Source organism: Streptomyces albidochromogenes, assembly GCF_005981925.1.
In the GTDB taxonomy this organism is placed as follows: domain Bacteria; phylum Actinomycetota; class Actinomycetes; order Streptomycetales; family Streptomycetaceae; genus Streptomyces; species Streptomyces albidochromogenes.
The window spans coordinates 13,148-35,363 of record NZ_VBVX01000033.1 but is presented as its reverse complement, the minus strand read 5'-3'; the positions used below and the strand labels follow the sequence as shown (position 1 = coordinate 35,363).

The 22,216-nt window shown below is 70.6% G+C and carries 24 protein-coding genes and 1 pseudogene; 16 read left to right on the top strand and 9 right to left on the bottom strand.

Annotation, left to right across the window (positions count from 1 at the left end):
- Both E2E34_RS07185 and E2E34_RS07180 read left to right on the top strand, forming a co-directional pair.
- A partial coding sequence (locus E2E34_RS07185; protein WP_138901076.1) for an ABC transporter permease occupies positions 1 to 743 on the top strand: 743 nt, incomplete at its 5' end.
- A 356-nt stretch (positions 744 to 1,099) separates the two neighbouring features.
- Positions 1,100 to 1,468 (top strand): VOC family protein, encoded by a 369-nt coding sequence (locus E2E34_RS07180; protein ID WP_138901075.1) that lies wholly within the window; start codon positions 1,100 to 1,102, stop codon positions 1,466 to 1,468.
- Positions 1,469 to 1,676: 208 nt separating this feature from the next.
- On the opposite strand, the gene E2E34_RS07175 is transcribed toward E2E34_RS07180, so the two are convergent.
- Positions 1,677 to 2,192: a hypothetical protein gene (locus E2E34_RS07175; RefSeq protein ID WP_138901074.1), complete on the bottom strand. Its 516-nt coding sequence runs from the start codon at positions 2,190 to 2,192 to the stop codon at positions 1,677 to 1,679.
- A gap of 145 nt (positions 2,193 to 2,337) precedes the next feature.
- Here E2E34_RS07175 and E2E34_RS07170 point away from each other — a divergent pair.
- Together E2E34_RS07170 and E2E34_RS07165 are read left to right on the top strand one after the other, a co-directional pair.
- Positions 2,338 to 2,646: pseudogene (locus E2E34_RS07170) on the top strand (DNA alkylation repair protein); the annotation flags it as partial.
- Between the two features lie 66 nt (positions 2,647 to 2,712).
- A complete protein-coding gene (locus E2E34_RS07165; RefSeq protein ID WP_138901073.1) occupies positions 2,713 to 3,729 on the top strand; it encodes a hypothetical protein in 1,017 nt (338 codons plus the stop codon).
- 68 nt (positions 3,730 to 3,797) lie between these two features.
- Here the strand turns inward: E2E34_RS07165 and E2E34_RS07160 are convergent, their stop codons facing one another.
- The gene (locus tag E2E34_RS07160; RefSeq protein ID WP_244315551.1) at positions 3,798 to 4,418 is read right to left on the bottom strand and encodes a hypothetical protein; all 621 of its coding nucleotides are present in this window, start codon (positions 4,416 to 4,418) and stop codon (positions 3,798 to 3,800) included.
- 7 nt (positions 4,419 to 4,425) lie between these two features.
- Here E2E34_RS07160 and E2E34_RS07155 point away from each other — a divergent pair, with 7 nt between their 5' ends.
- Complete coding sequence (locus tag E2E34_RS07155) at positions 4,426 to 4,629, top strand: hypothetical protein (RefSeq protein ID WP_138901072.1); 204 nt, start codon at positions 4,426 to 4,428, stop codon at positions 4,627 to 4,629.
- A gap of 172 nt (positions 4,630 to 4,801) precedes the next feature.
- On the opposite strand, the gene E2E34_RS07150 is transcribed toward E2E34_RS07155, so the two are convergent.
- Both E2E34_RS07150 and E2E34_RS07145 read right to left on the bottom strand, forming a co-directional pair.
- Positions 4,802 to 5,428 carry a class I SAM-dependent methyltransferase gene (locus tag E2E34_RS07150; protein WP_138901071.1) on the bottom strand — a complete coding sequence of 209 codons (627 nt, stop codon included), beginning with the start codon at positions 5,426 to 5,428 and terminating at the stop codon, positions 4,802 to 4,804.
- A 177-nt stretch (positions 5,429 to 5,605) separates the two neighbouring features.
- Positions 5,606 to 6,448 (bottom strand): LysR family transcriptional regulator, encoded by an 843-nt coding sequence (locus E2E34_RS07145; RefSeq protein ID WP_138901070.1) that lies wholly within the window; start codon positions 6,446 to 6,448, stop codon positions 5,606 to 5,608.
- Positions 6,449 to 6,520: 72 nt separating this feature from the next.
- Between E2E34_RS07145 and E2E34_RS07140 the strand changes: the two genes are divergently transcribed.
- Entirely contained in the window at positions 6,521 to 7,738 is a 1,218-nt protein-coding gene (locus tag E2E34_RS07140) for an MFS transporter (protein WP_208765171.1), read from the top strand.
- A 129-nt stretch (positions 7,739 to 7,867) separates the two neighbouring features.
- Here E2E34_RS07140 and E2E34_RS07135 read toward each other — a convergent pair whose 3' ends face one another.
- A complete protein-coding gene (locus tag E2E34_RS07135; protein WP_167518236.1) occupies positions 7,868 to 9,370 on the bottom strand; it encodes a carboxylesterase/lipase family protein in 1,503 nt (500 codons plus the stop codon).
- 341 nt (positions 9,371 to 9,711) lie between these two features.
- On the opposite strand from E2E34_RS07135, the gene E2E34_RS07130 reads away from it, so the two are divergent.
- On the top strand, positions 9,712 to 10,977 hold the full coding sequence (locus E2E34_RS07130) for an MFS transporter (protein ID WP_138901068.1): 1,266 nt from the start codon (positions 9,712 to 9,714) through the stop codon (positions 10,975 to 10,977).
- A 71-nt stretch (positions 10,978 to 11,048) separates the two neighbouring features.
- The gene (locus E2E34_RS07125) at positions 11,049 to 11,450 is read left to right on the top strand and encodes a hypothetical protein (RefSeq protein ID WP_138901067.1); all 402 of its coding nucleotides are present in this window, start codon (positions 11,049 to 11,051) and stop codon (positions 11,448 to 11,450) included.
- Positions 11,451 to 11,524: 74 nt separating this feature from the next.
- Here the strand turns inward: E2E34_RS07125 and E2E34_RS07120 are convergent, their stop codons facing one another.
- Positions 11,525 to 12,217: a 2-phosphosulfolactate phosphatase gene (locus E2E34_RS07120; RefSeq protein ID WP_138901066.1), complete on the bottom strand. Its 693-nt coding sequence runs from the start codon at positions 12,215 to 12,217 to the stop codon at positions 11,525 to 11,527.
- A gap of 360 nt (positions 12,218 to 12,577) precedes the next feature.
- Here E2E34_RS07120 and E2E34_RS07115 point away from each other — a divergent pair, with 360 nt between their 5' ends.
- Positions 12,578 to 13,858 (top strand): extracellular solute-binding protein, encoded by a 1,281-nt coding sequence (locus E2E34_RS07115; RefSeq protein ID WP_486387774.1) that lies wholly within the window; start codon positions 12,578 to 12,580, stop codon positions 13,856 to 13,858.
- Positions 13,859 to 13,940: 82 nt separating this feature from the next.
- Here the strand turns inward: E2E34_RS07115 and E2E34_RS07110 are convergent, their stop codons facing one another.
- Positions 13,941 to 14,918, bottom strand: a complete 978-nt coding sequence (locus E2E34_RS07110) for an ArsR/SmtB family transcription factor (protein ID WP_138901065.1) — start codon at positions 14,916 to 14,918, stop codon at positions 13,941 to 13,943.
- An 84-nt stretch (positions 14,919 to 15,002) separates the two neighbouring features.
- On the opposite strand from E2E34_RS07110, the gene E2E34_RS07105 reads away from it, so the two are divergent.
- Positions 15,003 to 16,157: an alpha/beta fold hydrolase gene (locus E2E34_RS07105; protein ID WP_138901064.1), complete on the top strand. Its 1,155-nt coding sequence runs from the start codon at positions 15,003 to 15,005 to the stop codon at positions 16,155 to 16,157.
- Positions 16,158 to 16,329: 172 nt separating this feature from the next.
- On the opposite strand, the gene E2E34_RS35320 is transcribed toward E2E34_RS07105, so the two are convergent.
- Positions 16,330 to 16,467 (bottom strand): hypothetical protein, encoded by a 138-nt coding sequence (locus E2E34_RS35320; RefSeq protein ID WP_167518234.1) that lies wholly within the window; start codon positions 16,465 to 16,467, stop codon positions 16,330 to 16,332.
- 227 nt (positions 16,468 to 16,694) lie between these two features.
- Between E2E34_RS35320 and E2E34_RS07100 the strand changes: the two genes are divergently transcribed.
- The gene (locus tag E2E34_RS07100; protein WP_138901063.1) at positions 16,695 to 17,234 is read left to right on the top strand and encodes a hypothetical protein; all 540 of its coding nucleotides are present in this window, start codon (positions 16,695 to 16,697) and stop codon (positions 17,232 to 17,234) included.
- A gap of 224 nt (positions 17,235 to 17,458) precedes the next feature.
- Here E2E34_RS07100 and E2E34_RS07095 read toward each other — a convergent pair whose 3' ends face one another.
- The gene (locus E2E34_RS07095; protein WP_138901062.1) at positions 17,459 to 18,610 is read right to left on the bottom strand and encodes a hypothetical protein; all 1,152 of its coding nucleotides are present in this window, start codon (positions 18,608 to 18,610) and stop codon (positions 17,459 to 17,461) included.
- A 204-nt stretch (positions 18,611 to 18,814) separates the two neighbouring features.
- On the opposite strand from E2E34_RS07095, the gene E2E34_RS07090 reads away from it, so the two are divergent.
- The 5 genes from E2E34_RS07090 (at position 18,815) to E2E34_RS35315 (ending at position 22,011) form a co-directional block, all read left to right on the top strand.
- Positions 18,815 to 19,453, top strand: a complete 639-nt coding sequence (locus tag E2E34_RS07090) for a DUF4097 family beta strand repeat-containing protein (RefSeq protein WP_138901078.1) — start codon at positions 18,815 to 18,817, stop codon at positions 19,451 to 19,453.
- A 317-nt stretch (positions 19,454 to 19,770) separates the two neighbouring features.
- Positions 19,771 to 20,463 carry a DUF998 domain-containing protein gene (locus tag E2E34_RS07085; protein WP_138901061.1) on the top strand — a complete coding sequence of 231 codons (693 nt, stop codon included), beginning with the start codon at positions 19,771 to 19,773 and terminating at the stop codon, positions 20,461 to 20,463.
- 50 nt (positions 20,464 to 20,513) lie between these two features.
- Positions 20,514 to 20,723 carry a DUF4287 domain-containing protein gene (locus tag E2E34_RS07080; protein ID WP_138901060.1) on the top strand — a complete coding sequence of 70 codons (210 nt, stop codon included), beginning with the start codon at positions 20,514 to 20,516 and terminating at the stop codon, positions 20,721 to 20,723.
- A gap of 288 nt (positions 20,724 to 21,011) precedes the next feature.
- Positions 21,012 to 21,608 carry a dihydrofolate reductase family protein gene (locus E2E34_RS07075; protein WP_138901059.1) on the top strand — a complete coding sequence of 199 codons (597 nt, stop codon included), beginning with the start codon at positions 21,012 to 21,014 and terminating at the stop codon, positions 21,606 to 21,608.
- 253 nt (positions 21,609 to 21,861) lie between these two features.
- On the top strand, positions 21,862 to 22,011 hold the full coding sequence (locus tag E2E34_RS35315) for a hypothetical protein (protein WP_208765170.1): 150 nt from the start codon (positions 21,862 to 21,864) through the stop codon (positions 22,009 to 22,011).
- Positions 22,012 to 22,216: the final 205 nt, after the last annotated feature.

Here is a 22,216-nt window from a genome sequence, read left to right as displayed (position 1 = left end):
GCAACCTCCTGCACGCCCGGCGCTACCCGTCCCTGACCTTGAACCTGCTGCTCACGCCGGTCATGCTGCTGCTGCTCTTCGTCTACATCTTCGGCGACGCGATGAGCGCCGGCATCGGTGACGGCGGCGCGGACCGCTCCGAGTACATCGCCTACATCGTCCCGGGCATCCTGCTGCTCACCATCGGCGGCACCACGATCGGCAGCGCGGTGTCCGTCTCCAGCGACATGACCGAGGGCATCATCGCCCGCTTCCGTACGATGGCGATCCACCGAGGATCGGTGCTCATCGGGCATGTCGTCGGCAGCGTCGTACAGTGCGTGATGAGCGTGGTCCTCGTCGGGGCCGTCGCTGTGGCCATCGGATTCCGGGCCAAGGATGCCACCGCCCTGGAGTGGGTCCTGGCCGTGGGGTTGTTGGCGCTCGTCTCCCTGGCGCTCACCTGGATCGCGGTCGGCATGGGCCTGTCCAGTCCGAACGTGGAGGCGGCCAGCAACAACGCCCTGCCGCTGATGGTCCTGCCGCTCCTCTCGAGCGCCTTCGTACCGCTCGACGCGATGCCGGGCTGGTTCCAGCCGTTCGCCGAGTACCAGCCGTTCACCCCGGCCATCGAAACCCTGCGCGGCCTGGTGCTGGGTACCGAGATCGGGCACAACGGGTGGCTGGCGGTGGGCTGGTGCCTGGGCCTCGCGGTGCTCGGCTACTTCTGGTCGAAGTCGCTGTTCAACCGCGACCCGAAGTAACGGGAGACAGATCGGTCAGCCGCCTGAGCCAGGCGAGCCGAGCAGGTCGTCCCGCTCAGGGCGGCGTACCCCGACACCGCGTCGGCGTACGCCGCCCTTCGGTGTTCATGAGCTTCTCCACGACGAGGAGCAGCCGGCCCCCAAGGACACCTTCAAGTGGCACACACCGGCGCAGTCTCCTTCGACAACGCCGACTGCGGCCCACGGCCCAGCCCCTCGCTTCCGTCCACTCCCCGCGTGAGCCGTACGGCCGACGCCGTCTGCGGTGGAGGGGTTCCGGCGGGTGGTTCGGCCGATGAGTTCACCGCCCTCCAACGGTCTGCCCCAGCGAAACGACCGTTCTCGACAGGAGTGCCATGTCCACCATCCAGCCAGTGATCATTACTGCCGACCAGGACGTTCTGCTCGGCTTCTATACGAATCTGTTCGGCGCTGAGGAGATCTTCCGAGTCCCTGCGGAAGGCCCGGCCTTCTACGTCGGCTTGCGCATCGGCGACACCGACCTCGGACTGGTGGCCAAGGCGAGCCCGGGGACCGGGACGGCGCCGCGGATCCTGCTCAGCATCGCCGTCGACGACGTCGACGAGACGCTGGGCCGGGTGGCGGCGCTGGGAGGGTCGGTCCGCGGCGGCCCCAACGACATGCCGTGGGGACAGCGCGTCGCCCACATCGCTGACCCCGACGGCAACCCGGTGAACCTCACTCAGCCGATCCCGGCCCGGTGACGCTGTTCCGGCATCCGTCGTCTCGTCAGTACGCAGCTTGGTTTGGATCGTTCCAGGCGAGGAGCCTTCGTGCAGCGGGCGGAGCTTCGCTCCTATGGGAACGAACTGGCTGCTACCGCGTGCGTCATCCAGCGGATGAGCACTCCACCTGGCTCCAAGACCGTGGGGCCGCCCGGCCACCCCTTCCGAGGCGACCGACCCGACAGAGTCAGGCCGCGTGGCAGAGCGCTGTGGCGTCGGCCGGGTCCGATGTGCGGGCCACCGTCGTGTGCACGGGACGGGCGGTGGTCGCGGCCGGTTGGCGGTTCCGGGCGAAGACGACGAGGCGCAGCAGCACGAAGCGGCCGGCGCCGGCCAGAGCGGCGGCGGACAGGTAGACGACCTGTTCGAGCACCGCACCGGGTGCCGCCACCAGCTCTTGCAGGCCGAGCATCGCCAGGCAGGTCACCGCGTACGCCGCCGCCGCGGAGCCGGCCGACTGCGCGTGCTGGCGCCAGGTCGCACGTCCGCCCGCACCGAAAGTGAAGCGGGCGTGCAGTTCGGTGGCGAGGAGCGTGGAGACCACGGTGATCAGGGCGTTGGCCAGGACCCAGGGCATACAGGAGGCGAGAGCCGCGACGGCGAAGCTGGAGGCGATCCCCACCCCGCCACCGCAGAGCGCGAAGCGGGCGAAGGCGGTGAAGGCCCCGGGAGTCGCCCGCTGCTGCCTCTGTGCTGTCTCCATAGATCCGCCCCCTGATCGCTCACTGTGCGAACGCCGGCCCTTAGACCTGCGGGGTCAGGAAGCGCGCCGCTCGTGATGCCATAGTGGCACATCCATGGCGTCACTTCCAGCCCCGTTACGGCTCCACGCGCGCCACCAATGGCTCATGGTCGCCGAGGTGCCGACCGAGCTGGCCGGACTCGAGGACGCGAGGGCACGGAGGGTGAACGAGAAGCACGGTGACGATCACGGTGGGAACCTCGGCAAGCTACGCGCGCTGGCGAAGCGGCTGAAGACGCAGCAGGAGCTCGCGCATCAGCTGTGGGACACGGGCGACACCGCGGCGAGACTGCTGTCCATCCTGATCTGCCGCCCGAAGGCTTACGGGCGTGACGAGTTGGACGCCATGCTGCGCACAGCACGCACGCCCAAGGTGTACGACCGGCTCGTGAACTTCGTGGCGGATCCTGCGCCGACCTGATTCCTGAGGGTCGCGGGGCACTTCAGAGCCGGGCCGACGTGGTGACTTAGGGTTTCAGCCATGACCAGGACTACGCCGCCGCGCCCGGTGCACATCGAGAGGCTGTTCCCGAAGCTGGGCGCGTTCCGGGGCGAGACGACGCGACTGCATCCGCGGCCGGGGCGCCCGGATGCGTCGGTCAGCTCCGTCGGCGGCCCTCTGCTGTGGCCGGCGGACGAACCGTGGCCGGTGTGCACCGAGCCGCACAAGCGCAGCCGTGGGTACCGCATCGCGGACATCCGTCGCAGCCGTCGGCTGCTCGCGGACGCCTGGGCCCGTGACCGGCCCACCGCCGAGGAATGCGCCCTGCTCAAGGAGCTCGAACGCAGACATCGTGTCCCGGACGCCACCGACACCGATCCGATTCCGCTGGTCGCCCTGGCCCAGGTGTACCGGCGGGACGTGCCCGGTCTCCTGCCGGGCCCGGACGGCTGCGACCTGCTCCAGGTGCTCTGGTGCCCGTTCGAGGCACACGGTCCCACCCGCTACGGCCTGGCCCCGCACATACGCTGGCGCCATTCCGACCAGGTCTCCGTGCCGCTGCACGCTCCGCCGCAGCCGACGGTGGTCGGCTTCGAGGGCTCGGTCGCCGAGCCGTGCGTGCTGCATCCCGAGCAGGTCGTCACCTACCCCGACGCCGGCTCGCTCCCGGCCAGGCTCGGGAAGAAGATCGACGCCTGGGAGGAGGCCCGGGCACGGGAGGCGGAGGAGGAAGATCTGGACGACGCGCCGACGTACTCCCACGACCTGTCGGTTCCCCAGGGTTGCCGGGTGGGCGGGTTCCCCGCCTGGCACTTGACCGATCCCCACCCGATGAACTGCGAAGCCTGCGCCGCACCCATGGTCCTGCTGCTCGCTCTCGACAGCTACGAGTGGAGCGGTGTGAACGGCAGTTGGATGCCGACCGAGGAATGGGAGGTCGCGGAGCACTTGCGCGACTCCTGCCCCACGAAACTTACGATCGGCCGAGGCGGCGTGCTGAACATCTTCGCCTGCCCCACCGAGCCCGCGCACCCGCACCGATACGGCACGCAATAGCCGGGGCAGAGCTTGCCGGACCGAGTACTGCCGTCGCGCGTGACCGTCGGACAGGAGCGCACCGATGCCTAGTCGTCCAGTGCGCTTCGCAACGCGCCTTGCACCGCCGCGGGCTCGTCGCGGAGCAGCGCGAGGAAGCCGCTGAGGGGATGGTGCCGGGGGCGGGCGTCGTAGTCGATGCCCTCGGGGTCTTTGAACGCGTGCAGGCGCGCGATCGGCACGATGACGTACGGGCGTGCGGACCAGGGGTGACTGGCGGCGGGATCAGGGTCCGTGCGCCACTGGGTGCCACGGGTGCGGTTGTGGACTTCACCGACGTACCAGCAGGCAACCTGAATCATCGGCGTGCGTTCGTGAGTGAACAGGTCGTCCACGGATGTGACGTGTTCGCGGATAAGGGCTTCCATACGGTCGAGGGACCGTTCGCTGAAGTCCCAACCACCGCCGTGGCGCGTGTTCCAGGCGTCGAAGCGGCCGTGCTGCTCGGCCAGCCACGCGGCCAGGCGCGCGTTGTCGGCGTGGGCACGGTCGATGCGCTCGGCGACGGCGTACTCGTCCTCGTGGTCCCGGCTTTCATCGCTCACGCCGCCCCAACCTACCCATCGCCGAGCCCGTGACAGCGACAGCGACAGCGACAGCGACAGCGACAGCGACAGCGACAGCGAGGCGAACGCCTGGAGGCGATTCAATGGGGGGATGAACGATTCTTTGTGGGGTCGGCTCTCTGCCGGGGACCAGCGGGAGGTGGACCAACTGATCACCGCAGGTCGCCACATTCAGGCCATCGCTCTGATGCGTGAGCGCGCCGGCCCGCCGCAGGCGGATCTCCATGACTGCGTGGACCTCATGGAACAACGCGCCAACGTGTTGCGGGGCCAGGCGGGGCGAGCGGCGCGCTGAGGCCGATCAGGTGTCGAGCCAGGCCGGAGTGGCTTCGCAGGTGCGGCTGGTGCCGGCTCCGTCCGGAGGAGGCGCTTCGCGGGCATGTGTAGGTGCGCGAACTGCTCTGGCGTGCTGCGTCAGATCACGTCTGGGCGGTGTCGTCCGGGCCATTGGTCCGGAGGGCACCGACTCACGTGGCGGGGCCGGAGTGCACGCTGACGGCGTAGCCGCAGCCTTCGTCGTACGGATCACCGCTCCAGGTGGCGTAGCGGTGGCGCAGGGTCAGTCCGGCCTGGGTGCACCAGTGGTCGAACTCGGCAAGGGTCAGCGGCGGTTCCGGCAGCGGCAGGTGTGCTGCGTCCAGGCCCATGCCCGTGACCAGCAGACCGCCGGGGCGCAGTGCGGCGGCCAGTTGCCGGACGACGGCGGGTTCGGTGCCGGGGGCGAGCAGGGGGATGACGTTGCCGGCGGCGATCGCCAGGTCGAAGCCCGGCTTCAGACCGAGGGTGTCCAGACGGGCCAGGTCACCGAGGAGCCATTCCTGCGCGGGGGCGGCGCGGCGGGCGACGGCGAGCATCGAGGAGTCGACGTCCACGCCGGTGCAGTCGTGGCCCAGCTCCGCGAGCCGAATCGCGATCCGGCCGGTGCCGCAACCGGCGTCGAGTACCCGGGCGGCGGGCGGCAGCAGCGCGGCGCAGAAGGCGGCTTCGCCGTGGACGTCGTGACCTGACTCGGCGAGCCGCGCGAAACGCTGAGCGTACTCCTCTCCGGCTTGTCCGCCGGTCAGTTCGGCCCAACGGTCGCGTTGCCCAGTCATGTGCGCAGTGCCTTCCGGTCAGCCTCACCCAGCGGGAGCGAGGACGATGCCATCACCCTTTCCATGGTCGCAGGTGCGGACCTCGGGGGCTGCCGGGAGGGTACGGCGCCGAGACCTCGGTCGTTCCGCGCGAAGACCGGCACGGGGCTCCGGGCTCGCGCGCCGACCAGCCGCGCCTCAGATGGTGCGTCGTAGCGCCGTTTCGACGGCATCGATCAGCGGATCGCCCTCGGAACGCGGGTGCCGTGCGAGGCCGAGTTCGACGTCCGGCAGCGTGGGCAGGGCGTCCGCGTCGTGGCCGGCCATGGCCGGTTCCAGATTCGTGGGCATGAGCGCCGCGACGCCGACCCCCGCCCGTACCGCGGCGAGCACACCGGCCAGGCTGTTGCTTTCGAACGCGACCTGCCAGGGCCGGCCGGCACGCTCCAGGGTTTCGAGCACCGACGTACGCCAGGAGCACGTGTTCGAGAACAGCACCACCGGCAGCGGATCGGCGGCCATGTCCACACCGTGGCCGATCGCCCAGACCAGGGGGCGGCGTACCGTCCAGCGCGGCGGTCCGGGAACGGCTTGCACCTCGTTGAGCACGAGCTGGACGCGGCCCGCGTCGTACGCCTCCCGCATCGCGGCGTTGGACATGCTGAGCACTTCCAGGGTTGCGCCGGGGTGCAGCCGGGCGAGGTCGGCGAGGGCCTGGGGAAGCTGGGACGCGGCGAGGTCTTCGAGCAGCCCGACGCCGCAGCGGCCGGTGAGCGCGCGCCCGGTCTCGGTGAGTGCCTGTGCGCAGAGCGAGAGGATGCGTTCGGCGTACGGCAGGAGTTCCTCGCCCGCCCGGGTCAGTGAGACACCGGACGGTGACCGGTGAAGCAGCGGACGGCCCACGGCCCTCTCCAGCTTGCGGACCTGCTGGCTGAGCGCGGGCTGGGACTGTCCGAGCGTGGTCGCGGCGCGGCTGATGCTGCCCGCCTGCACGACGGTGACGAAGGACCGCAGCAAGGCGGTCTCAAGATCGCTGGCCATAACGAACCATTATGCCGGTGCCAGCAAATGAACCACTACCGATGGCCGGACGGAGAATCTAGCCTCACGCGAGTGACCGAATACCAACGGATACTCGCCGTGCCGGGAATGGCACCGCTGTTGGGCGTTTCCTTTCTCGCCCGTACCGCGGTCACGGCTGCCGTGATGGCCCTGACGATGTACGTCGTGCTGGGCCTGGACATGAGTTACGTGGCGGCCGGTGGTGCGGCGGCGGCTCTGACCACCGGGCTGGCGCTGGGCGGGCCGCTGCTCGGCCGCGTGATCGACCGGCGGGGCCTGCGCACGGTGCTCCTGGCGACTGTCCTGGTGCAGGCGGTGTTCTGGCTGAGCGTGCCGATCCTGCCGTACGGGGCCCTGGTGGGCGCTGCTTTCGCGGCGGGTCTGCTGATGGTGCCGGCCCAGCCGGTGACCAGGCAGGCGATCACCGCGATGACGACGGCGGAGCAGCGCCGGGCCGCGTTCGCGCTGGAGTCGGTGCAGGGCGAGCTGTCGTACATGGTGGGCCCTGCGGTCGTGATCCTGTGCGCCGCGAAGGTGTCCCCCGGTGTGGTGGCGTGGGGGCTCGGTGCCGCGATCGTGGCCGGCGGAACCGGGATCGCCCTGCTCGACCCGCCGCTGCGTACCGAGGACGAGACGGACGCCGTCGGCGCGGCCGGGCGGCCGCCGCGACGGGAGTGGCTGGGCGTCGGCATGATCGCCGTACTGACGATGGCGTTCGGTACCACGGTACTGCTGAGCGGCGTCGACCTCGCCGTCGTCGCCACGCTCGAAGAAGCCGGCCAGGTGTCCTGGGCCGCCGTGGTGGTGGCCGTACTCGGTGTGGCCTCTGTCGCCGGCGGGCTGATCTACGGCGCGCTGTCCCGGCCGCTGCCCACGTGGTCGCTGCTCGGCTTGCTCGGGCTCGTGACGATTCCCGTGGGGCTTGCCCACGACTGGCGCTGGTTGTGCGTGGCTGTCGTCGGCACCGGGTTTCTCGCCGCGCCGACCCTTTCCGCGGTGGCCGACGCGGTGAGCCGACTGGCGCCGGCCGGCGTGCGGGGTGAGGCGGCCGGTCTGCAATCGTCGGCGCAGAGCGCGGGTTTCGCGCTCGGGTCCCCGATCGTGGGCGTGGCGATCGACGTCTCCGTGCCGGCGGGCGGGTTCGCGGCGGCCGGGCTGGCCGGCGTCGCCGCCGCGCTGACTGGATGCCTGCTGTCCCGCCGCTGCCCTGCACCACCGGACATCGGGCCGGCCACCTCCGCCGCTTTGCGGTCACCGTCGAAGGGGTAGGGCGCCAGGCCGGCAGGGACGAACTGACGGGTGGGGCGGCCCTGTTGGTACGGGCGGCGGGAGCTGGATCGCGGACTCTCACGAGCCGGGACGGCTTCCCTGTGTCCGCGGACGCGACACGGGGAACGTCTACGGACGCAGGACGGGGAACTCGGCCTTGGCCCAAAGGGCACGGGCATCGGCGAAACGGTCGCCGGTGGGGGCGTCGTCGGTGCTCCAGATCTTCGCCTGGGTGGTGGTGTTGTGGAAGGGTGGCCAGCCCGGGTTGCCGGTGGTGGCGAAATCGGCCCACGCCCGCACCATGCGGCGTGCCAGTCCATGGTCCGCCGAGGTGGGTGTGCCGCCGATGAGGAAGGCCAGGTACTCGTTGTCGAGGTTGCCGAAGGTGAAGGGGATGTCGGCACAGTGCCAGGCCCGCACGACCCCGTTCGGGCCGGTGCGCCGACGATCGAACCGGGACAGGAACGCCCGGCCGCCGGCTTGGGTGTGGTGCTCGACGAGTCGGTTGCCGTACTCGCCGAACAGGAGATCGCCGAAGATGGCGAGGTAGACGTCGAGCACCGGGGCGTGGGGCATCGCGGCGCGGTAGCCGGCCACCAGGCCGTCGGGGAGGCCGAAGTCTGCGGCGAACAGTGCCAGCTGTTCATCGGTGGTGATCTTCGCGCTGCTGCCGACGGCGTCGAGCAACCAGTACTCCTGTGTGGTGTGACAGACCAGCAGGTCCACTCCCCTGCTCGCACCGGTGGCCAGGCATGTGAGGGGGTCGGTGGGCAGGACGTCGCCGTCAAGAACGGGGGCGTAGAGCGACGGGTCGTAGTGGCGGGATCCGGAGGCGGGGTTCTGCCGGTAGTCGTCGACCACCTGGTCGGAGGCGGTGACCAGGGTCTGCGGAGTCGCGGATGCCAGGCCCTCGGCTGTGGCGGGGCAGCGCGCCGCCGCAGCGATCTCGCGGGTGGTCGCCGCCGCGATGTCGAGCGTGTAGCAGGGGCTGGCGGGGCTGTGGGCGATGGCACGGTGGAACAGACCGCGGGCGCGATCCATCACCATCAGGCAGGCAACCGAAGCGGCCCCGGAGGACTGGCCGGCGATCGTGACATTGCCGGGGTCGCCACCGAAGGCGGCGATGTTCTCACGAACCCAGCGCAGGGCAGCGACCTGGTCGAGCAGGCCCCGGTTGTCCGGGCAGGCGGTGGCTTCGGCGGCGGGGACGTGGCCGAAGCCCTCGAAGCCGAGCCGGTAGTTGAGGGTGACCACGACCAGCCCGGCGCGGGCCAGTTCGGTGCCGTTGAAGTCGGGTTGGGCCGAAGATCCGAAGGTGTAGGCACCGCCGTGGATCCAGACCAGGACGGGCAGGCGGCCGCCCTCCGGCGCGGGGGTCCATATGTTGACGGTGAGGATGTCCTCGTCGCCGGGCGACCACACGGGGGCGCCGGGCAGTTGTGCCGACTGCGGGGCGACCGGGCCGAAGTACGTGCAGTCCCGCACTCCGGGCCACGCCGGTGCCGGGCGAGGTTCCCGGAACCGGTTGGCGCCGAACGGGGGGGCCGCATAGGGGATGCCGAGGACGGCGACGACGTCGTCGGACGCTCGGAAGCCCTGGGCCACACCGTTCTTCGTCTGGAAGACGTCCATGGAGACTGCCTCTCGCTGCATGCCGGATCGCCGGGAAGGTGGCATGGCTTCAGCTTTGCATCGCCCAGCACGCCAGGACCAACACCAAGATCATCACGATTGACGCACCAGTGATGTCAATCCCCCGCCCCGTACGACAGGGCGAGGGGGCCCGTCGACGCGCACACCGTGCAAGGGGGAGGCGGCCGCAGCCGCCGTCCGCGTCCGGCGGGAAACTCGCCAACGACTCCGCTCCGCCGAAAACTCAGGTGACTCGCCAGGATGGCCTCCTTACGATCGGGCGCTGGGCACACTGTCTCCTGTCCGTGAACGGCGGCCGCATGAAGTCCTTGATCCCTGGCGTGCTGCGTGATGAGCCCCAGTTCGCCCGCCTGTTCGTCGGGCAGTCCCTGTCGGTGCTGGGCGACCGTGTGTCGTTCGTGGCTGTGCCCTTCGCCGTGCTGTCGGTGGGCGGGTCCGCCTCCGACGTCGGTCTGGTGGCGGCCGCAGGGCTCTTGCCCATGCTGCTGTTCACGCTGGTCGGTGGGGTGTGGGCGGACCGCTTCCGTCGGCACCGCATCATGCTGATCTCCGACATGGTGCGGTTCGCTGTTCAGGCACTCCTTGCCGGGCTGCTGCTGACCGGTGTGGCCGAAGTTCCACATCTCGTCCTGCTGATGATCATTTTCGGCACGGCGGACGCGTTCTTCATGCCCGCCGCCACCGGGCTGATGCCCCTTGTCGTCAGGCCCGACCGACTGCGGGAAGCCAACGCTCTGCGCGGTTTCGTCCAGTCGTCCGGTCTGGTGCTCGGGCCGGCGCTGGCGGGAGGTCTGGTCGCGTTGGCCGGCCCCGGCGGTGCCCTGGCCCTGGACGCGCTGACCTTCGCGGTCAGCGCCGCGTTCCTGGCCCGCTTGAAACCTCGCGAGGCGGCGCCGAAGTCAGGGCGGGCCACTGGCGGGGGGAACTTCCTGAGAGAACTCCGCGAGGGCTGGGCGCAGGTGCGCAGCCGGAGCTGGCTGTGGTCGGGCATGGCCGCCATGGCGGTCTACCACGTCGTGGTGCTGCCGTCGGTCTTCGTGCTGGGACCTGTCCTGGCCGAGCGCGAGTGGGGCGGTGCGGCGAGCTGGTCGGTCGTGGTCGCCGCCTTCGGTATCGGATCCGTCGTCGGTGACGTCTGCGCCTACCGGCTCAAGGTCGCGCGCCCCATGGCCCTGGCCGCGGCAGCGCTCGCCGTGGCCTCCTGCCAGGCGATCATCATCGGATCAGGTGCCTCGCTCGCGTTGATCGCGTTCCTCGAAGCCGTCACCGGGGTCGCTGTCTCCCTCTTCTTCGTCCTCTGGGAGACGGCACTGCAGACACACGTGCCCGAAACGGCCCTGTCCCGCGTGAGTTCCTACGACTACCTGCTGTCCGCAGGACTCATGCCGCTGGGCCTGACGCTGGCCGGGCCGGTGTCCGAGTCCGTCGGCGTGCGGCCCACCCTGTACGTGATGACGGCTGTCGCGGTCCCCGCCGCACTGGCACTGCTCTGCGTCCCCGCCGTACGGCGCCTCCCGGCGCATGGCTCGGGGACTCCGCACGACAAGGGCGGCGTCCGGCCTGCCGCAGAGGCCGGCCTGCCGTGATGGGCCACGGAGACGACTGCCGCCGCATGGGGGGCTGAGGCAGTCATCCGCACGCCGGTGAGAATGGCGTGATGAGCCTCTTCGCCCGCTGGGCCGTACTGAGCTGTGCCGGATGTGCCGCCCTGCTGTCCGGCTGCACGACGGACAGCGCTCGCCCCACTGTCCCGCCCGGCCCCACGGTCACCTCCACCGTCGCGCCAGATCCCGCAGGCCAATTGGCCGAGCGCTACCGGCAGTCCGGTGGAGAGGAAGATGTGTACGGGATCCAGCGAAGCTCCGCTGTGGACGGCACACCGCTGCTGACCGTGTGGACGCACAACCCGGATCAGGACGCCGAGATCTTCGATCACCTCAAGGGGTCGATCGCCGGGTACCTGGAGCGCGAGGAAGGGCTTTCGCTGAGACGGGGCTACCTGATGGACGTCTTCGGCCCGGACGGGGCGCTGCAGCACCGCCTCGACGCCCGGCCATAGCTCGCGGGTGGCATGGTCCGCGCGCATCGCGTGGGCCCTGCCCCTGAGAGTCCGAAGGGGCAGCAGAGCTGCGGCTACTGGGCGGGACCGTCAGGCACCGCAACGGGACGGAGCACCGTCAGGGACTCTTCCCGGCGAGCCACCATCGCGAAGGGGAACCTGTCGATCTCCAGGCAGAGATCGACATCGTCCGGGTGGTATCCACTCCGCAGGCCGGCGGCGAGATCGGCCGCGGCACGAGATGTCCGCGCGCGGTGAAGATACGGGGCCGCCTCGACATCACCTCCGGCCATGGCCCGACCGATGTACTCGGCGCAGGCCAGGTCCTCGTCGGCCCGGCCTCCTTCTCCGGTGACGACGAACGTCACCGGGCCGGCGCCCTCGGCCCGCAGGAACCGCGCGGTCGGGCCGGCCACCACGAAGCTCGCGCACAGAACCAACGGCGCGTCCGCGACGGCCAGAGCCCCGACGGTCCCTGCCGTCGTTTTCTGCACCAGTGTGCGGCCAGAGAAGTCGCACGACCTGAGCAGGCCAGGTGAATTCACCGCGTCGAAGCCCGCCGCTGGAGCTCCGTCCTTCAATGCCAGCCAGCCCGAGCGGCTCTCCTTCAAGGCAAGTGCCTCACTTTCCGTCGAGGCCAGGACGATCCTCTCGACACCACGCGAGAAGGCCCAAGCTGCCACGGTGAAGGCGCGCATGACGTCGATGACGACAGCGACACGGGGAACGCCGGTCAACTCCGGGATGCCGACGTAGTGATGGTCCATCGCACCATTCTGACGTGTGGATCATCCGAAGGACGCAATAGGTTCCGGCTGCCACCGAGACGACGGTAGGCGAAGCGGTGCCGGGGCCGGCCCGAACCGGCCACAGCGGCCGCAGCACCGGGTGGTGGGGGCGAGCGCCCCTTTCGTCATCCTTGCGTCAATGCTCCATGCGGGCGTCGTGTTGGACATCGTGGAGGGTTCTACGCGCGTCGGAATTGGTTTCGGCATATCGGAAAACACCAGTCGCAATACGTGCAGTTGGAGCAATGGCCACAACCTTTACCCAGGGGGCGCAATACGGCCCGAGCCGGGAGAGAATTCCGGACGCACTGTCCAAATAAAGATCAAGAGGAAAGATCCTTGCGACCAAGAATGATCAGCGCGACCGCCTCGGCGGCCGCGCTCGGACTACTGGGCTCCCTCGTCACCGCCTGCGGCTCGTCCAGCGGCGGCGGCGGGACGACACTGCGCCTGGTGGCCGCCGAGTACGGCAACAGCCCGGCGAGCAGCTCCAAGGCATACTGGGACAAACTGGCCGACGCCTTCACCGACGCCCACCCCGGCAAGGAGGTCGAGGTGACGCTCTACCCGTGGGCGGACGTCGACCGCGAGGTGACCCGCATGGTCGAGGAGGGCAACGCCCCGGACGTGGCTCTGATGGGGGCCTACTCCGACTTCGCCGCCGAGGGCCGCCTCTACGCCGCCAGCGAGCTGCTGTCGGTCAAGGCGGAGGCGAACTTCCTGCCGCCGCTCGCGAAGGCGGGTACGGTGGGCAACACCCTCTACGGCTTGCCCTTCGTGGCCAGCAGCCGGCTGCTCTTCTACAACAAGGAGCTGTTCGACAACGCCGCGGCGGAGCCGCCGAAGACCTGGTCCGGCCTGAAGAACGCGGCCGAGGCGCTGAAGCAGGAGGGAGTGCTCTACCCGTACGCGCTGCCGCTCGGCCCAGAGGAGGCACACGCCGAAGCGCTGATCTGGGAACTGAGCAACGGCGGGGGGTACGCCGACGGCAGCGGTGGCTACAGCATCGCGTCCGAGCAGAACACGCAGACGTTCCGCTGGCTCAAGGAGAATCTCGTCGCGCCCGGCCTGACCGGCCCGGTTCCGCCGGCCGAACTCAACCGGCAGGACGCCTTCGACGCCTTTCTGCGCGGCGACGTCGGCATGCTCAACGGCTACCCCTCGCTCCTCCACGAGGCGAGGGCGAAGGGCATCAAGGTCGGCACCCTGAGCATGCCGGTGGCGAGTACGCCGAGAGACGGGCAGACCTTGCCGTCGGCGGGCGTCGCCGACTGGATGATGGCCTTCAAACACGACGACAACCGTGAACTGGTGGGCTCCTTCCTGGAATTCGTCTACCAGGACAAGAACCTCAACGATTTCGCCGGGCGCTACCACCTGTTGCCCTCGACGGTGTCCGCCACCCAGGCATCCAAGGACGCGGCGGCTGACCCCAGCGGCGCGCAGTTCCTGAACGCACTGCGCGGTGCCGAGCTGTACCCGGTCAACGAACCGTCCTGGCTTCAGGTCAGCAACACCATCAAGCGGAACATCGGCAAGGCCGTCGCGCCGTCGGCCGACCCGAAGGCCGTGCTGGAGGACATCGCCCAGCAGGTCGGGGACATAACGGAGCAGTCGTAGGAGGTCACCGGGGCCTTGGCGACGAGGCCGCCGCCGTCACGGCCCGCGCCGGGCGTGCGGTAAGCGCGCCGCCCTGCCGGGGTCAGCTGTCGGCCGTGCCGCCGGTGAGCAGCAGCTGTGCCAAAGGCGTACGCGCGTGGTGCACCGAACGGCCCGTGCGGGTGGTGGTGAGGAGGCCGGCGGCACGCAGCGCCGAGGCGTGGGCGGACGCTGTGGCGTTGCTGACGCCGATACTGCGGGCCAGGTCCGTGGTCGTACGTGCTTCGTCCAAGGCCCGCAGCAGGGTGAGCCGGGTGCGCCCGAGGACTCCGGCGAGGGGCTCGTCCGGTCGCCCGGCCCTGTCCGGAACGGGCGGCAGCCCCCGGCCTGCCGGGTAGGCCAGTGCCGTGGGCCGGTCCGGGTGGTCCTGGATGAGGGGCCCGCGACGCCAGTGGAAAGTGGGGCGCAGGATCAGCCCGCGCCCGCCGAGCCGTACCTCTCGTACACCGGGGAAGCCCGGTAGGGGCCACTCCCAGACTCCGTCGCGCAGCCGCGACCCCGGTGCCAGGCCGGTGAGGGTGGCTCCGACGCCCTGTTCGGCGACGGCAAGGGCATGGCGGGTGAACTCCGTCCGGTGCGAATCCTGGAGCAGGGGCCAGACCGGCGCGAGTACCGTCTCGTACGCCGAGCGCTGCGCCCGGTCCAGCGTCCGCCAGGCGTCGGCATCTCCGCCGTACAGGGCGCGGATCCACGGCGGGGCGGGCCGTCGCGCGTACACCTGCTCGATCCCGGCCCGCACGAACTCCGGCTGGGCCGCCCTGATCAGCGCGACCCCCTCGTCCAGTGTGTCGCCGGCGACATCGAGGAAGGCAGGGGCCGACCCGTCCGGTACCAGGTCCGCGAGCGGTTCGGCCGCCCTCGGCAGACTCCGCAGCAGTCTGCTCCGCCAGCGCCCGAACAGCAGCTCCTCGTGCGGCGCGCCCAGCATCATCAGGGCCGCATGCAGCTCCGGTACGGGCGAGAGCCGCGGCGCGAAGCGCACCCGGGCGAAATCGTCCGCCGTGAAGTGGATCCGGATCACGCACATCCCCCTGTTCCGAGCAAGCCTTTCGGGCCAGGCCGCACGCTTCGCCCCGGCATCGCGCCCGCCCCCAGGATGCCTTCCATGACCGTTTCCCTCACACCCGGCCGCCGTACCCTCGCCAAGGGCGCCCTCGCCGGCGTCGCCACCTGGTTCCTCGCCACAACCGCCCCCGGCTCCGCCTCGGCCTCGGCCTCCGATGGTTCTGGCCTGCCCCTTCTCCGGCTGCCCGCGCCCACCGGCCCGCACCCCGTCGGCGCCCGGGTCCTCCACCTCGTCGACCGCTCCCGCAACGACCCCTGGGAGCCCGGGATCGGCGTACGCGAGCTCATGGTCACCGTCCTGCGGCCGGCCGTGCCCGGCCGTGGCTTCCCGCGCGTTGCGCACCTCACGCCCGGCGCCGCCGGAAAGTTCGCCGTCCTCGCCCCCCTGATCCGTCCGCACCTGCCCGCGAACGGGGTCGACTGGGCGGCCACCCTCACCCATGCCCGGACCGGGGCCCCGGCACTGCCCGGCCGGCGCCCCGTGCTGATCTACAGCCCCGGCGGCGGCGACGCCCGCACGATGGGCAGCTCACTGGCGATCGACCTCGCCTCGTACGGCTGGACCGTCGTCACCGTCGACCACCCCGGGGACGCGAGCGAGGTGGAGTTCCCCGACGAGCGGCCCGGACGCCAACGGATTCGGACGACCGTGCTCCGTCCGGACCTCGACGCGGCGACCTTCCGCACCATGATCGACACGCGGGTCGCCGACCTCCGCTTCGTCCTCGACGCCCTTGCCTTGGACCGGGTAGGCGTCTACGGGCACTCGGCGGGCGGCACCGCGGCGGCGCAGGCGCTGTACGAGGACCGGCGGATCACCGCCGCCGTCAACCTGGAGGGGTACCTCGACCAGATGGACGGCGAACTGTTGCCGGTGGCCCGGCAGGGAACGGACCGGCCGCTGCTCCTGGCCGGCACCGACGTCCGCGACGCCCGGCTGGACCGGTCCTGGGCAGCCCTCCTCGCCCACGCGGGCCCCGTCACCCGGCGCCGACTCGACGAAACCGCGCACTGGGTCTTCACCGACTACGCGGCTCTCGTCCCCCAGCTCCACAAGGCCGGCCTGATGACCGCTGCCGGACGCGCCGCCATGGTCGGCCGGGCGGCGCCGCGCGTCACCGTGCCCGCCGTTCGGGACCTCGTACGGTTGTTCTTCGCCCGGCATCTGCCGTTGTGTGCGCCTCCCTCCCGGTGACGGTTCGCCGTCTGCCGTGGTGACGCACGCCGGTGGGACGGGAGCCCGGCGGGGTCCGGTGCACACCGGGTGCCGGGGCCCGGTGACGCCCGCGTCCACCGCGCCGACGGATGCAGGCCCGCCCGGGGTATCGCCGCGGGCGACCTTCGGCCAACGACCGCTCCGGCCTCCCTCACCTCGGGAACTTCGGCGGCCATGCCCTGATCGCCGGCCTGGTCGTCACCGGCGTCAGTACGTACTGCCTGCTCGGCTCCGCGAGCGGCCTCAGCAGCGCCGGCCACACCCAGTTGCCCACCAGCAGCGCCGCCACGACCGGCGGCTTCGACGCACGTGGCCGGCTGACGACGACAGCGAACCGCCCCGGTGTGGCAGATCGAGTGCGTGTGTCTCATCGAGCAGCGGTTGACGTGCGGTGCTGGTCGTTGGCGCGTGCGGAGGCAGGTCGGCTTCAGGGGTGAGCACCGGCTAATACACCGGCGGCGGCGGGGTATTGGGGCACAGGAGCGGTAGTCCGTAGCTGTCGAGGAGGTAGGTGCTGTGGGCGCCTTCAAGGATTGGCTTGACCGCAGTCTGGCTGCGCAGGCGACCCTGGTCTTCCTGCTGGGCACAGGAGTCACCGCCCTGTTCCGCCGCGACGAACATCCGGTCCACTGGGTGGTGCAGGGCGGCTTCTACGCTGCCGTCGTCGTCACGGTGCTGGCCGTGCAGCGTCGCAAGGTCGGCCGCGCAGTGGGCACCGACCCGCGCTCACTCGCCGAGCTCAACCGCAGGATCCGGCATCGTGAGGTGCCGAGCGAGCCGGAGGAGCAGGCGGCCATGCGGCGGCTGGTGACCGAGCAGCTTCGGCAGCTGGAACGTGGAGGCCGGTGGCTGCCGTACTGGCTGGGTTTCATGGGCTTGGTCGCGGTGGGGATGCTCGTTCTCGGGGCGGTCACCGGCTCGTTGGGCTACCCGCTGGTCTTCACCGTAGGCGTGATCGGCTTCTGCTTCTGGGTCCTGTGGATGCGTCACCGCTCCATCGAGCGCTGTCGCCACATGCAATCCGCCCTGCATGTCGAGGGTGAGCGAGTGTCGTAGGTACGCGACCGCGATGCTCGGCCCCGCCAGCGGGAGCACAGGGCTCGACGGTGTGCGGAGGCGCGCGGTGCGCACTGCGCCGAGCCCGGTGGTTTCGGGCTGCCCGTGCTGATCCGGCGGGGCATGCCTCCCCTCCGGCCGCCCCGCTCTCACCGGCAAGCCCCGCTCGTCCGGCAACCGGGGCGGGGCTCAACACCGGATCGAGCCCCCTGACTCGGCGTGCTCTACGTGTTCGGGTCACGGAAGCGGCCGAACGCCTTCGTCAGGGCGGTCAGCGGTGAGCCGCCCGCCTTGACCGGTCCCGGCGTGGGCGGACGGGGCACACCGTCGCCGCCGGTCACCTCGGCCAGCGCGGCATGCGCCGCCTCGGCCGCCTCCCGGTACAGGTCACACGACTTCGTCATGGCATCGAGCTGCTCGGCGTACTGGGCGACCATGGCCCGGGCGTGCACCAGTTCCTCCTCCGGGGTCAGCAGGTGCCAGCCCTGGCGCAGTCGCGTCAGGGCTCGTTCGGCGTCGCAGGACAGCGGCCGCGGCTGCGCGGCGCAGGCCATGATGGCGTCGAGGAGTTCCGTCGGTTCGGAGCCGTCCAGGAAGACGTTGCGCACCGTGAAGCGCTCCGCGTCGTAATCCGGGACCTGCGGCTCCGTGGGGAGGACGACGGCGCCGCCGCGCGGCAGGCGTACGTGCAACTCCCGCTTCAACGCGAAGTCGGCGATCTGCGCCTGCTCGGGCGTGGCCCGGTGCTCGACCACTCGGTGCCGCAGGCTGGGCGGCAGGAACGTCGAGACCGGCCGCTGCCCCCTCGCGTCCGGCGTCATCGCCTCGTGCACCACGACGTGGACGAACCAGCTCGTGCGGGTGCAGTCCCGAAGCCGGTGCCGCAGCTCGTCGTCGTCCTTCGGCAGGTGGTTCGCCGCCCGCAGGCGTACGCCCGGCACCGTGTCGTGGTCCCACGCGACCCGGTCGCTGTCGGGCCAGAACATGGTGGCGGGCGAGGGCCACCGCGAATCCCAGGTCAGCCCTGCCTCGGCGGCGAGGATCCAGGTGGTGCCCTCGTCCTCCTTGCGGCGGGCCTCCGGGTCGTACAGGGTCAACTGCGCACGCACCGTGATGCCATCGGCCACGCGCCAACGGGCCTCGAAGAGGCGACGGGCCGACGGGCCCGGGTCGGAGGACTCGTCACGCGGGTACAGGACAGTGGAGCGGGCAGCCTCGACGGGGTCGAGGTCCAGGAAGTCGTCGATCACCCCGGCCGCCTTGAGAGCGGTCAGGTTGCGCCGGACGTCCTGCTCGGGCTCGGGCCCGAGGTGGCGCCCGCGTCCCAGCCACGCGGTGTCGGGGACGACGGTCGAGGAGCTGCTGTTCTTGGCCATGGAACCGTTCTGTGGATGATCGGGGCCCGACCAGTATGGAGCCAAGGCCGTGATGTGGAACTGAGGGTTCTCGTGCCCCTCGTCCACGGGATGTGAAACGTCCCCGGTTCGCGAAGTCTGGTCCGCATCCAGCCACCGGACCACGGTGCCGTGGGGCCGAACGGCGCTGTACGAGCGCGACCCCGAGCTGCCGCCCCGAGTTGGCTGCGCCGAGGGCGCTGTCAGGCGGTAAGCCGCCGTTGCGCATCACCGCATACGCGTTCGGTCCGCCTCCAGGTATCGCTGTCGGACGCCTCGAGCAGCCGCGACGTGAAGGCCGCAGAGCAGACCGAGGTCGAGTACGGCGACGGCGTCCTGCGGGCCACGGCCCCGGCGGCGAAGAACCCGATCCTCGGCAGCTCCGGATCCGTCGAGGTGACCGTCCAGCTGCCCGCCGGCTCCCGCATCGAGGCGAAGACGGCCGGCGCCGAATTCCACACCGTCGGACGGCTCGGCGATGTCGACTTCGAGGGCGCGCAGGGCACGGTCGAGCTCGACGAGACCGCGAGCGCCCGCCTCACCCTCCTCGCCGGCGACGTCTCGGTCGGCCGCCTGGGCGGCCCCGCCCGCATCAGCACGCAGAAGGGCGCCATTCACATCACCGAGGCCACGACCGGCGCGGTCACCCTGAGCACCGAACACGGCGACATCTCCGTCGGCGCCGCCCGCGGGGCCTCCGCCTCCCTGGACGCCCGCACCAGCTACGGCCGGATCCACAACGCGCTCAACAACACCGACGGCGCCACCGGTCTGACCATCCACGCCACTACTTCCTACGGCGACATCACCGCCCGCAGCCTCTGACCCCTGCGGCCACGAACCACCTGTTCCGGACGCCTTGAGGGACACCGCGGGAGCCGGACTTCGAACTGCTCATCATCCCGGCGCCGAGCAGATGTTCACCGACCACCTGGCCCACGTCCGCAAGCTCTGCTGGGACTTCCGGTGTGGACCTGATGGCCACACAGCCCTGCGCCCACCGCCCCGCCATGCTCGTGTGACGCGCATCTCTTCGACTGGGCCGATGAGTTCGGTCATCCCTCACGGTCATACAAGCAACGAGATTCCAGTGCCGTGCTCCTGGCCCTTCGGGTGGGCGCGGCGGATGAGGAAGGCATGCCATGACCCATGCGATCAGCGTCCCCACGTCTGCCGTACCCACCGCATCCGCGCCTACGGCCCGCGCGGCGCGGGCGCTGCTGGCCTGCGGCGCCGCGGCGGGCCCGCTGTTTCTTGGCGTGGGACTCGTCCAGGGCCTCACGCGTGAGGGTTTCGACTTCACGCGTAACGCCATCAGCCAGCTCAGTCTCGGCGACCTGGGCTGGATCCAGGTGACCAGCTTCTTCGTCGCCGGCGCCCTCATGATCGCCGGCGCGGTGGGACTGCGGCGCGCGCTGGACGGGGGCCCCGGCCACCGCGCGGCGCCCTGGCTGGTCGGCGTGTTCGGCGCCTCGTTCCTGGTCAGCGGGGTGTTCGCCGCCGACCCGGGGGCCGGCTTCCCGGCCGGCACCTCGGACTCCGCGCCCCCCGCACTGAGCGTTCACGGCGCGGTCCACATGGTCGCCGGCATGGTCGGCTACCTCGCCCTGTGTGCCGCGTTCCTCGTCCTGGCCCGCCACTTCGCCGGCCGGCGGCAGCGGGGCTGGGCGTTGGCCTGCCGACTCGCCCCCGTGGGCGTCCTCGCCGGTTTCGCCGGCTCGGCGGCCTCCGTACTGTCCTTCACCGCGGGTGCGGCGTTCGGCCTTGCCGCACTCACCACGGTGGCCGTCCGGCTCACACGCCGCCAGCCGGGCCGCCGGGCATCCCACACGTAGGCGCACACACCACAGCTCTTACCGAGCAACCAACGAAAGGCATGAAAGACATGGCTGACTCACTTCAGGGCGCCGCGTACTTCCCCTCGATCGAGAAGAAGTACGGCCGCCCGATCGCGGAATGGAAGGACCTCATCCGGTCCTCTCCCCTGACCAAGCACATGGAACTCGTCTCGTGGCTCAAGGCCGAACACGGCCTGGGCCACGGCCACGCCAACGCACTGGTCGCCCACACCCTCGCCGAGGACAAGGCGAAGTAGTCCGCACCGCCCGGTCATGAGCGTTCACGCTCTGATCATTGCAATGACCTTGTGACCGCCCTTGCATTCAGCGACAAGTCCATTGCAATGATTTCCGTCAACTGACCAGTGGTTATGCGGAGTAGCAGCAAGCAACCGGTTGCCGGACCTGCGAACGCGCCATAGCTTTTCCCCTGTCGCGAACGACAGCGATCCCAGCGGCAAGAAGTCCGACGCGAGCCTCCAGGCCGTCGGCATCGCCGCGGCCCATCCCTCTGAATGCAACGGATCAGGAAGCGAGATATCCGCATGCGTATTGTGATTGGTGAATTCATCAGCCTGGACGGTGTCGTCCAGGCCCCGGGACACCCGGACGAGGACACCGACGGCGGCTTTGCCCACGGTGGTTGGAGCCACCCGTTCTTCGACCCGGAGGTGATGGGCGGCGCCCTGGCCGAGTGGCAGGGCAACACCGAGGCTCTGCTGTTCGGGCGTCGTACCTGGCAAGGCATGGCCGCGGCGTGGCCGGCCCAGGCCGGCGACCCGTTCGCCGACCACATGAACAGCGTCACCAAGTACGTGGTGTCCAGCACCCTCGGCGAGGACGAACTGACGTGGAACAACACCACGCGCATCCCCGGCGACCAAGCGCTGGACCAGATCAAGAAGCTGCGCGAAACAGAAGGCCGCGACCTCGTGGTCATGGGGAGCGCGTCCCTCACCCGGACCCTGCTGGCCGAGGGGCTGGTCGACGAACTCCGGCTCATGATCCTGCCGGTGCTCGTCGGCGGCGGTAAGACGATCTACCCGGCCGACGGTCACCTCCGCACGTTCGAACTGGTCTCCACGGTCGTCAGCGGCACGGGCGTGCACGTGTGCACCTACCGGCCGAAGACCGGGGCGTAGCAGCGGGCGCGGTGCGCGGGCGTACGAGCCGATGCCGTGCGAGGTGTGGCCGGATTCGATAGCTGCCCGTTGAGGCGGCTGCCCGGGTCGAAGGGCCTTGGCCGCGCGGCCGGGCTGCTCGCCCGCGCGGCGTCGGCGCTCCAGACGTCTTCAGCGCTCGGACGCCTTCGCGCTGCGGCGCGCACCTCGGGCGATTCCATCGGGTGGTCGCGCGGTACCGCGATCCGCCGCCACCCCGCAACAGGGCGTGGCGGTGAACGCAAACAACCACTACTTCGCCACCGAGCCGCCGGCAGCCCACCTCCGCCTCAGCTTCGCCGCCACCCCCGACCTCACGGAACTGGACGAGGGAGCACGCCGGCTCGCGGCGGTACTGCGAGACCACGACCGGCAGCGGCGTTAGGGGCCGTAGGCGGCACCGCCCAGCTGGGAAAAGGGAGTTGGCGGCAGGCGAGCTGGACGCGACCGTCCGCCGGACCGGTGGCAACTGGTGCCAGGGGCGACGGCGACTCACACCGTCGACCCTCCCACGAACGAAACGCTACGGAAGCAGGATGCAGCCGCTGCCCAGCGGGCTTCCCCCGGCTGCCGCGCGGGGCACGTGCAGG